The sequence below is a fragment of the Gloeomargarita sp. genome (assembly GCF_053491055.1).
Genome location: NZ_JBRCEP010000018.1, coordinates 23,704 through 31,859 on the forward strand (window position 1 = coordinate 23,704; position 8,156 = coordinate 31,859).

Sequence of the window (8,156 nt, forward strand, 5' to 3'; positions counted from 1 at the left end):
TTAGGCCGCCAACAACTGCAAATCCGTAAATTCAATCACCGTTTCCGTGGTCACCCCCTGTTGGGTCGCCGTTTGCCGCCGTTCCTGGAGCAGGTAATAGCCATCTACCAAAGCATACCGCTCGCGAATGTCCATCACCTGTTGGGGTGCCCCGGTGGCCGCATCCGCCAATTGCACCCGATAGTGCAGCGGGAAATAGCCCTGCGCCGTCTGTTCCACCGACAGGGTATCAATGGTCAAGGCGCTGCCGCCGATGACCCGGCACACCTGGGTAATCACCGGCCCCCGCACCCGGTAGTGGGAACCCATCGCATCCCCCGTCACCCGAATCGGTACGCTGCCATCCGGCAGGGGCGCTTCAGCCGTAAATTCATTCTGCCCATGTGCGGTCGCAAAATCCCGCCGTTGCCGGTGGGTGACCACATCCCGCAGCAACCCCAGCAATTCTTTATACGGCGGCTGGTCAGGCGACAACCCCTCAATCACCACGGATAAATCCCGTTCGATCCGCACCTGGGCGGTTACCTGCTGTTCCCCCCTTCGCCAGCACACCCGAGCCGTATAGCCGGGGAATTGCTCATCCCAGGTGTAGCGGTTTTCATAAGCCCGCCGAAACAGGTCACGGGCATCGAGGGCGACCGTCATAAGCACCAAGCTGCTCCCATTACCGTTCTATTGTGTCATATCGCCGGCGCAAATCCGAAACTGCGCCGTGCCCGTTGTCCACCCCATCCCCCAGACGCCCCTTCTGGAATTACTTAATCGTCGTCAGATTCTCCAATCCTTGGCGCACCGTGGCGCTGGTGATCCGGTCCCCCTGTTTAATCTGATCCACCACCTCCATCCCCTGCGTGACATAGCCAAAGACCGCATAGTTCCCATCCAAAAAACTGGTGTCCGCCAGGGTGATGTAGAACTGGGAAGAGGCCGAATTAGGGTTTTGCGCACGGGCCATGGCCACCGCCCCCCGACGGTGACGGAGCTTTGGCGCTTGGCGAATGTTCTGTTCCGGGAACGTGCGGCCATAAAGGGCCTGTGCCGCCCCTACCGGCTTAATTTCCAGAGGAATCAGCCGCGCCCGCTGGGTCTGGGGGTCCACAAAACCACCCGTGCCGTTCCCCTGGGGGTCGCCGCCTTGCACCACAAACGGCTGGGGTTCCTTGACCACCCGGTGGAACGTCAAATTGTTATAAAAACCCCGCTGCACCAAATCCACAAAATTCCCCGCCGTCACCGGCGCATCCTCCCCATTCACCTCCAGGGTAATGGTCTTGCCGTTGACCACCAACTCCACCGTCGCTTTGCCCCGCAAACAGGGATAGCCCTGCAACGGCTTTACCAACTCCGGCGGGATATTGCAATTCGCACTCATGGCCATCTCCTGCGGCTGGGGGGGACGGGTAAGGCTATCGGCGTTGGCCTGACAACCCAGCAGCCACAATACCACAAAACCAAGCCACCACCACCGCGCCATCACAACCCCTCCACCGGCACCGCCAAAAACCGCGCCAAACGCGCCGCCCGCTCCTCCAATTCCGACAGCGCCAGGGGGCGCCCCACCTCCGTCAGAGGAATATCCCGCTTTCCCCGCAGGCGTAAGTACAAGGCCCGCTTGGGATTAAACCCATCCTTGACCTCCACCCGCACGGCTTGCACCTCCGCCAAAGGATACACCAACTCCACCCGCCGGTTTGGTCCTGGCCACCCCCAGCGAAAAATTTTCACCTGGTTGGTCTGCTTGTTGTACTCGTTGAAACCACCCCCCACATCCCACCAAATCAGCAACCACAGAAACACACTCAACCCAATGCCAGCCACCCCATAAGCCGCCATCACAAGCCCCTGGGGCATAAAAATCAACTGGGTAGGGTCGGCAAAGGGCAACAAATTCACCTGGGTATAGCTGGAAATCCCCGCCAGCAAAAAGCCCAGTCCCCCCAGCCCCACCACCGTCGCCCACCAATAATTACTCAAACGCCGGGTACCCTTGACCCGTTCCACCCAATAGCCTTCCGCAACCGTCTCCGCGGTCATGGAACCACCTACCCGCGCCACCTCTTTTATCGTACCAGCCCCCTGCTAGGAAGCGGCCATCTGGTTCTGGTTGGGCAAACCGTTGCCCTCCGGCGGCAATTCCAAACAGTACCCGGCCCCATACACCGTTTTGATGTACTTGGGATGGCGGGGGTCCGGTTCCAACTTGGTGCGTAAATGCCGCACATGCACCCGAATCGTCTCAATATCATCGTTGGGGTCGTAGCCCCACACCTCCCGCAAAATGTCGCTGGGAGAGACCGTTTGCCCGTGCCGCTGAAGCAGACAATGCAGCAAGTCAAATTCCAAATGCGTCAATTTGACCGTGCGATTGAACCACACCGCCTCAAACCGCTCCGGGATCAAGGTCAAGGGGCCGTAGCTGAGAATCTCCCCGTGGTTCGCCTGAGGCACCCGGTCCGCGCGACGCAACAACGCCCGCACCCGCGCCAACATCTCCTGCACCTCAAACGGCTTCGTGAGGTAATCATCCGCCCCCGCATTGAACCCCTCCACCTTGTCCTGGGTCTGGCTGAGGGCCGTAAGCATGAGGATTGGAATATCCCGCGTGCGCTCATCCCGCCGCAACCGCTGGCACAACGTCAGCCCATCCACCCAGGGCAACATCAAATCCAACATGATCAAATCCGGCTGCAGCTGCACCGCCAACGCCTGCCCTTTGACCCCATCGCTTGCCTCACTCACGTCATAACCCGCCAACTCCAGGTTGACCCTGACCAACTCCGTAATCGCAGCATCATCATCAATAACCAAAATGCGAGGCATATAACATCAATTAAAAAAACAACCTTTTATTAAAACATCACACAAAAGATCACCACACTACTATTATTTACTACCCATTGTAAGCAGGTGTCAAGTTCACTCTCGCACAAATACCTAAAACTCCGCTTGCGCGCGGTGGCGACTGGCCTGTTTCGCCCGTTGCGCACTGCGTTTGAGCGCCTCCAGGCGGGCTTCGTAACGGCGGCGGCGGCCTTTGTCAGGAGTCTGTTCCGCCAGCAATTTCAGGGCGCTGCCCAGGCTTTTGTAGGCATTGGGAAGGCTATAGCCGTACTGCGTTGCCAGTTGAATTGCCCGTTCATCCGCCTGGAAAGCCAACTTCAGGGCGTTTTGTTTTTGGTGCCGTCGCCACAGCCGATACCCGGCAAACCCCGTCAAGCCCAAAGACAGCAACAACAGCAGCGTATCTTGCACCCACAGTTCCCCGACCGTCCCCCCCAGACCAATCGCCAGGGCCGCCATTTCCCAGCCCTCTTTGGGCAGACTGTCATTTTGAATGCGGGCGACCTCATGCCAAAACAGCAAATTTCTCTGATCCAGCGCCAACTGCTCCCAGCGCACCGGGTCAATCTGCACCTCCACCTGGTCTTTATCCACCTCCTCAGACGTAATCACCGGCGGATTCATCCCCGTCGCGGGCACAATCGTCACCCAGCCCCGCATCTCCCCCGGCAACAATCCTTGCAGGCGGCGAAATTCCCCTTGGTAGGCGTCAGCAGTCGCACTGTAGGTAGGCATCCGCAAACCCTGTGAAATCGTCGTTATTTCCACTATAGGCAAATCAGAGCCTCATCGGAGCGCCACCACCCGAAACCCCATCGCACATTCAAACGTTAGGGGTTCCTGGGCCTCCCCCCGCTGCGCCGGCTGACCACACCCTAGGCGCCCACTCCACCAACGCGGCGCGCCTGTGTGACTGGCAAGGGGGCAATTCTGGCAAACCCATTCCGGCTCCAACACCTGGTCGTTAAGTACAATTCTCAAAGTGGCCATAGACGCAACCAGCCGCTGCCCGGCTGCCTAGGTCTCTTTAACTGCGATTATATCGCGTCGTACCCCCAGGGGTATATCATGAAAACTGCTCATTGTGGGAGTTCCTGATGACCCAAACCCCTGAACACCTGCTGCTAACTGCCGATGCGGAACTGGAAGCGGAACTGGACCACCGCATGAGCCGTTATGGGCTAAACCCCTGCGGTGAAATTATCGGGGCAGACTTTCACTGCAACTTGTCTGAAATTCACCTGAATCAAATTGATCCCCACAACTTTGAGGAGCAGGAAAAAGCATTTACCGCCGGGGCGTTATCGGTGGCGGCACTCCTGCATCACCGTTTTGTTGAACCCCGATTCCAGTATTCCCGCGAACTTGACCCGATTGTGGGGGTGTCTTTTACGGGGTTGTTTGACTTTTTTGTGCATACGTTTGGTAAGGAATGGTTGCAGTGGTGGGCAGCAGGTCGCCCGCGGAATGAATTGGGTTTGATTTTGCGGCAAAAAGAAGCAGATTATCTGCAATTTTGGCGGGATGTGGTGCATCGGGTGGTGTGGGATTACTGTGACCGGCATGGCCTGCGGCGACCCAATCGCTGTACAACGGTACAACCTGCGGGCACGAAAAGTTTGCTCACCAATGCCTCTCCCGGTTGGCATCCCCCGAAAGCGCAGCGCTATATTCGCCGGATTACCTTTGCCAAGAATGACCCGGTGGCGCTGGCCTGTATGGACTATGGGTACGCGGTGGTGCCGGGACAATCGGACAAGGATGAACAGGGCAATTTACTCAATGATCCTTTTGATCCCCGCTGCCAAGAATGGTTGGTGGAAATTCCGGTGGCGGTTTCCTGGGCCGATATTGCTGATGCAGCAGGAGTTGATATTAGTCAGTTCAGCGCCCTGGCGCAATTTGATTTTTACATGAATGTCCAGCAGAACTACACAACGCACAACACTTCCGCCACGATTGAGTTTCGGGAGCATGAAATTGAAGCATTGGCCGACCGTATTTACCAAGCCATTCAACAGGATGAGGGGTACATTAGCGCCGCATTGTTATCCCGCTTTGATGCCTTGCAAACCTTTCCCCGTTTACCCTTTGAACCCATTAGTAAAGAACGGTATGAGGAGTTAATGCAGGATGTTTTGCGACGGCGGAAATTAGATGATTTTGGGGCATTGTTGCGTCGCTATGACCAACCGGATGTGCCCTTGGTTCCCCAAGTTACCGCCTGCGAAGGAATCACCTGCGAATTACCTACACCATCCCAGGGTTAAATCATCTGTTCATGTCCCCTTGGCAGTTGATTGTCGGTCTGGGTAATCCGGGGAGTAAATATGCGTTTACCCGTCATAATGTGGGTTTTATGGCCGTAGATATGCTGGCCGAAAAGTGGGGGATCACTTGGCAGGAAAAAAGCAAATTTCACGGGTGGGTGGCCCAAGCCCAAGACATCATCCTACTCAAACCCAATACCTACATGAATCATTCGGGACAGGCGGTACAGGCAATGTGCCATTGGTGCAAAATTCTGCCCCGCCATGTGTTGGTAATTTACGACGATTTAGATTTACCGTTTGGTCGGTTGCGTTTGCGAAAACAGGGTTCTGCCGGGGGGCACAACGGCATGAAATCGATCATCGCGCATTTGGGCACGCAGGAATTTCCCCGTTTACGTATTGGGATTGGTCGTCCATTGGTGGGAGATAGCGCCCATTACGTTCTGGAGGAATTTAATAGCGAACAAAAAGAGAAATTGCCTGTGATTTTGGCGCAGGTGGTGCAGGTAGTTGAACTGGGAAGCAAACAGGGTTTAGACCAGGCGATGAATGGGTGTAATGCCTGGCGCCTGCCCTGAGCAATGACCGGGCAGACCGTTGGGCGGTCGGGGCGACGAAATTGAGAATCGAAGGCACCGGATTTCCAATCACAATTACTGTGCCGGTGCTGCTGATGATGGTGGTGGCCCTGCGTAATCCCACTCCCCCACCGGCCAAGTTATCAAGAAACTTGGGTCTAAAACCCCGTCCTTATGCCTACGGCACGGCTACGCCTAGAGGGCGGCTTTTCTTGGTTTTTGATGTAAGAAATCAAGACATTGAGAGGAGCACCACCAACGCTGGATACAAAATAGCTAGGACTCCACAGAGCTGTTTTGCCGTAAGGTTTTGGGAACCTAGCCTGTCCATATCTCCTACTAGAAACTCCTTTCAGGGCGTTCACCATTTCAGAAATAGACCACTTAGGTGGGTAGGCAATCAAAAGATGGATATGGTCTGCCTCGCCATTAAACTCTAAAACCTCAAAATCCATCTTTTTTGCCACACCTTTGCAGGACTCTTCTATCAACCTTAGGCTCTCTTGAGTCAGGATTTTCCGCCTGTATTTGGTGACAAAGACCAGATGGGCTTGCAAGCTGGATACACTGTTGCGGTCTTTTCTAAATTCCATCTGCTAGAATAAACATACCAACTCAATGTTAGCACATGATAGCCCGATATAAATATAGGTTCTACCCGACAGACCAACAGAAGAACAGCCTGGCTAAACTGTTTGGTTGTGTACGGTATGTCTGGAATGAGGCTTTAGCCCATTGCCAATCGATGGGGAAGTACTTAGGCTACAACGCCCTAGCCCAAAGACTGACGGGCTTAAAGCGCTCAGTGGGGTGGCTCAAGGAAGTGTCAAGTGTTGCCCTACAACAGGCATTGAGACACCTAGATACTGCCTACAAGCGCTTTTTCCAGAAGTTGGGAAGGCGACCACGGTTCAAAAAGAAAGCATCTAGGCAATCGGCTACCTTGACGAGGGATGCGTTCTCCCTGCAAGGAGAAGGAGTGTATCTCGCCAAGATAGGAGTGGTCAAGCCTATCTGGAGCCGTCCTCTACCAAGCTCGCCTAGTTCTGTTACGGTCATCAAAGACAGTGCAGAACGATACTTTCTCAGTTTTGTTGTGGAGGTGGAACCAGTCAAAATCAAGGCAAAATCTCCTAGCGTTGGGGTTGACTTAGGCATCAAAACCTTTGCTACCTGTAGTGATGGGACTAAGCACCACAGCCCTAACTACGCCCCTTTGTATGACCGGATTGCTCAACTGCAAAAGCAATTGGCACGGAGGGTCAAAGGCTCAAATCGGTGGAAGCGCACCAGGTTGCGAATTGCCAAACTTCACTGTCGTATTGACGATATGCGGACTGATTTCCTGCACAAGCTGTCAACCAAACTCACGAGCGAGAACCAAGCCGTGGTTTTGGAAGACTTGAATGTGCAAGGGATGATGAAAAACCGCAAGCTGTCCAAAGCGGTGAGCAGACAGGGATGCCTCTAATCAGCTATCTACTGAAAAACGCTGAACTTCAATGAACTCAGCTACTCTTTTTGGGGATATGTCAACATAGACTTGGCTTGCAAGGAGGAGATTGTGTTATAGCTAAGCAGGCAAAGGTTGACATGACATAGGCCGCTGGGCGTAACCCCACAATGGCGTAGCCATGAATCTTCAGGCGACAACCTTAACCTACCTAGCTATAACCACTCATCATACTTAATACTTATTCTCTCTCTCTTTTTGCCAGGTCGCTGACCATGTATTCTTTGTCCTTTTAGCCCCCAACCATATTCATAAACATCTCGATTATCCATCCCAGACTGGTCAATATAGACTAAATTTTCGTCCTTTTCCTCTTTCATCATCTCGATAAACTGTTGTCGCTCCTCTTCATTTTGTTCTTCATAAGAGTATTTTTTTACGGGTAAAGTTGATTTTTTTCAGGGCTTGACCAATGGTTGTATGACTGACACCGAGAATGGCTCCCATTTCTTTTTGCGTTAACCCTGGATTTGCTTCGACAAATTGGCGAAATCTCTCCCAATCAGTAAGCTTAGCACTATGACCTTTTTGATCGTTCTGTTTCGGCCGATAATCACCAGTTTCTGACCACATTTTTAACCATCTTTGTACGGTTCTGATGCTCATACCAAATAATTGACTAACCTCAACTAGTTTTGCCCCCTTTAAGACTGCTTCGACTGCTTTTTGACGCAAATCGTAACTGTATGGTCTTGCCATCGCTTTTCTCCACAGCATCTATCCTATAATACGACGACCTTACCCTGCTTGACTATAATCTCGCCCATTCGCTTAAGCGGCGCGGAGTGCCCTCTGCATCGTGTAAAGGGTCTCATCCAGAGCTTGTTATGGTTCTGGTGTCCCGTTGAGTAGCTGGGCTTCCCTGACCAGGGTGATGTTTTGTCATGACTTTGGATGGATAAAAGGTTTGCGCCTTACGGAAATAACCCAAAAGTGCTTTGGCCTGAACAT

10 protein-coding genes and 1 pseudogene are annotated in these 8,156 nt (G+C 53.4%); 3 read left to right on the forward strand and 8 right to left on the reverse strand.

Going from position 1 to position 8,156, the window contains the following annotated elements; translation table 11 throughout:
• The 6 genes from ACWISF_RS01755 to ACWISF_RS01780 form a co-directional block, all read right to left on the reverse strand.
• Positions 1 to 645: a DUF3386 domain-containing protein gene (locus tag ACWISF_RS01755; protein WP_448379874.1), complete on the reverse strand. Its 645-nt coding sequence runs from the start codon at positions 643 to 645 to the stop codon at positions 1 to 3.
• A gap of 109 nt (positions 646 to 754) precedes the next feature.
• Positions 755 to 1,474, reverse strand: coding sequence for a peptidylprolyl isomerase (locus ACWISF_RS01760; RefSeq protein ID WP_448379875.1), 720 nt, complete (start codon positions 1,472 to 1,474; stop codon positions 755 to 757).
• Positions 1,474 to 2,034 (reverse strand): photosystem I assembly protein Ycf4, encoded by a 561-nt coding sequence (locus ACWISF_RS01765; RefSeq protein ID WP_448379876.1) that lies wholly within the window; start codon positions 2,032 to 2,034, stop codon positions 1,474 to 1,476. Before ACWISF_RS01765 ends, ACWISF_RS01760 begins: the two co-directional genes overlap by 1 nt.
• Positions 2,035 to 2,079: 45 nt before the next feature.
• On the reverse strand, positions 2,080 to 2,820 hold the full coding sequence (locus ACWISF_RS01770) for a response regulator transcription factor (protein WP_448379877.1): 741 nt from the start codon (positions 2,818 to 2,820) through the stop codon (positions 2,080 to 2,082).
• Positions 2,821 to 2,934: 114 nt separating this feature from the next.
• On the reverse strand, positions 2,935 to 3,576 hold the full coding sequence (locus ACWISF_RS01775) for a DUF3318 domain-containing protein (protein ID WP_448379878.1): 642 nt from the start codon (positions 3,574 to 3,576) through the stop codon (positions 2,935 to 2,937).
• A gap of 51 nt (positions 3,577 to 3,627) precedes the next feature.
• A complete protein-coding gene (locus tag ACWISF_RS01780; RefSeq protein WP_448379879.1) occupies positions 3,628 to 3,831 on the reverse strand; it encodes a hypothetical protein in 204 nt (67 codons plus the stop codon).
• A 155-nt stretch (positions 3,832 to 3,986) separates the two neighbouring features.
• On the opposite strand from ACWISF_RS01780, the pseudogene nrdJ reads away from it, so the two are divergent.
• Together nrdJ and pth are read left to right on the forward strand one after the other, a co-directional pair.
• Positions 3,987 to 5,111: pseudogene (gene nrdJ / locus ACWISF_RS01785) on the forward strand (ribonucleoside-triphosphate reductase, adenosylcobalamin-dependent); the annotation flags it as partial.
• Positions 5,112 to 5,122: 11 nt separating this feature from the next.
• On the forward strand, positions 5,123 to 5,692 hold the full coding sequence (gene pth / locus ACWISF_RS01790) for an aminoacyl-tRNA hydrolase (RefSeq protein WP_448379880.1): 570 nt from the start codon (positions 5,123 to 5,125) through the stop codon (positions 5,690 to 5,692).
• Positions 5,693 to 5,850: 158 nt separating this feature from the next.
• Here pth and tnpA read toward each other — a convergent pair whose 3' ends face one another.
• Entirely contained in the window at positions 5,851 to 6,285 is a 435-nt protein-coding gene (gene tnpA, locus ACWISF_RS01795; protein ID WP_448379881.1) for an IS200/IS605 family transposase, read from the reverse strand.
• A 35-nt stretch (positions 6,286 to 6,320) separates the two neighbouring features.
• Here tnpA and ACWISF_RS01800 point away from each other — a divergent pair, with 35 nt between their 5' ends.
• Complete coding sequence (locus tag ACWISF_RS01800; protein ID WP_448379882.1) at positions 6,321 to 7,163, forward strand: RNA-guided endonuclease InsQ/TnpB family protein; 843 nt, start codon at positions 6,321 to 6,323, stop codon at positions 7,161 to 7,163.
• A gap of 402 nt (positions 7,164 to 7,565) precedes the next feature.
• Here ACWISF_RS01800 and ACWISF_RS01805 read toward each other — a convergent pair whose 3' ends face one another.
• Positions 7,566 to 7,922, reverse strand: a complete 357-nt coding sequence (locus ACWISF_RS01805) for a helix-turn-helix domain-containing protein (RefSeq protein WP_448379883.1) — start codon at positions 7,920 to 7,922, stop codon at positions 7,566 to 7,568.
• Positions 7,923 to 8,156: the final 234 nt, after the last annotated feature.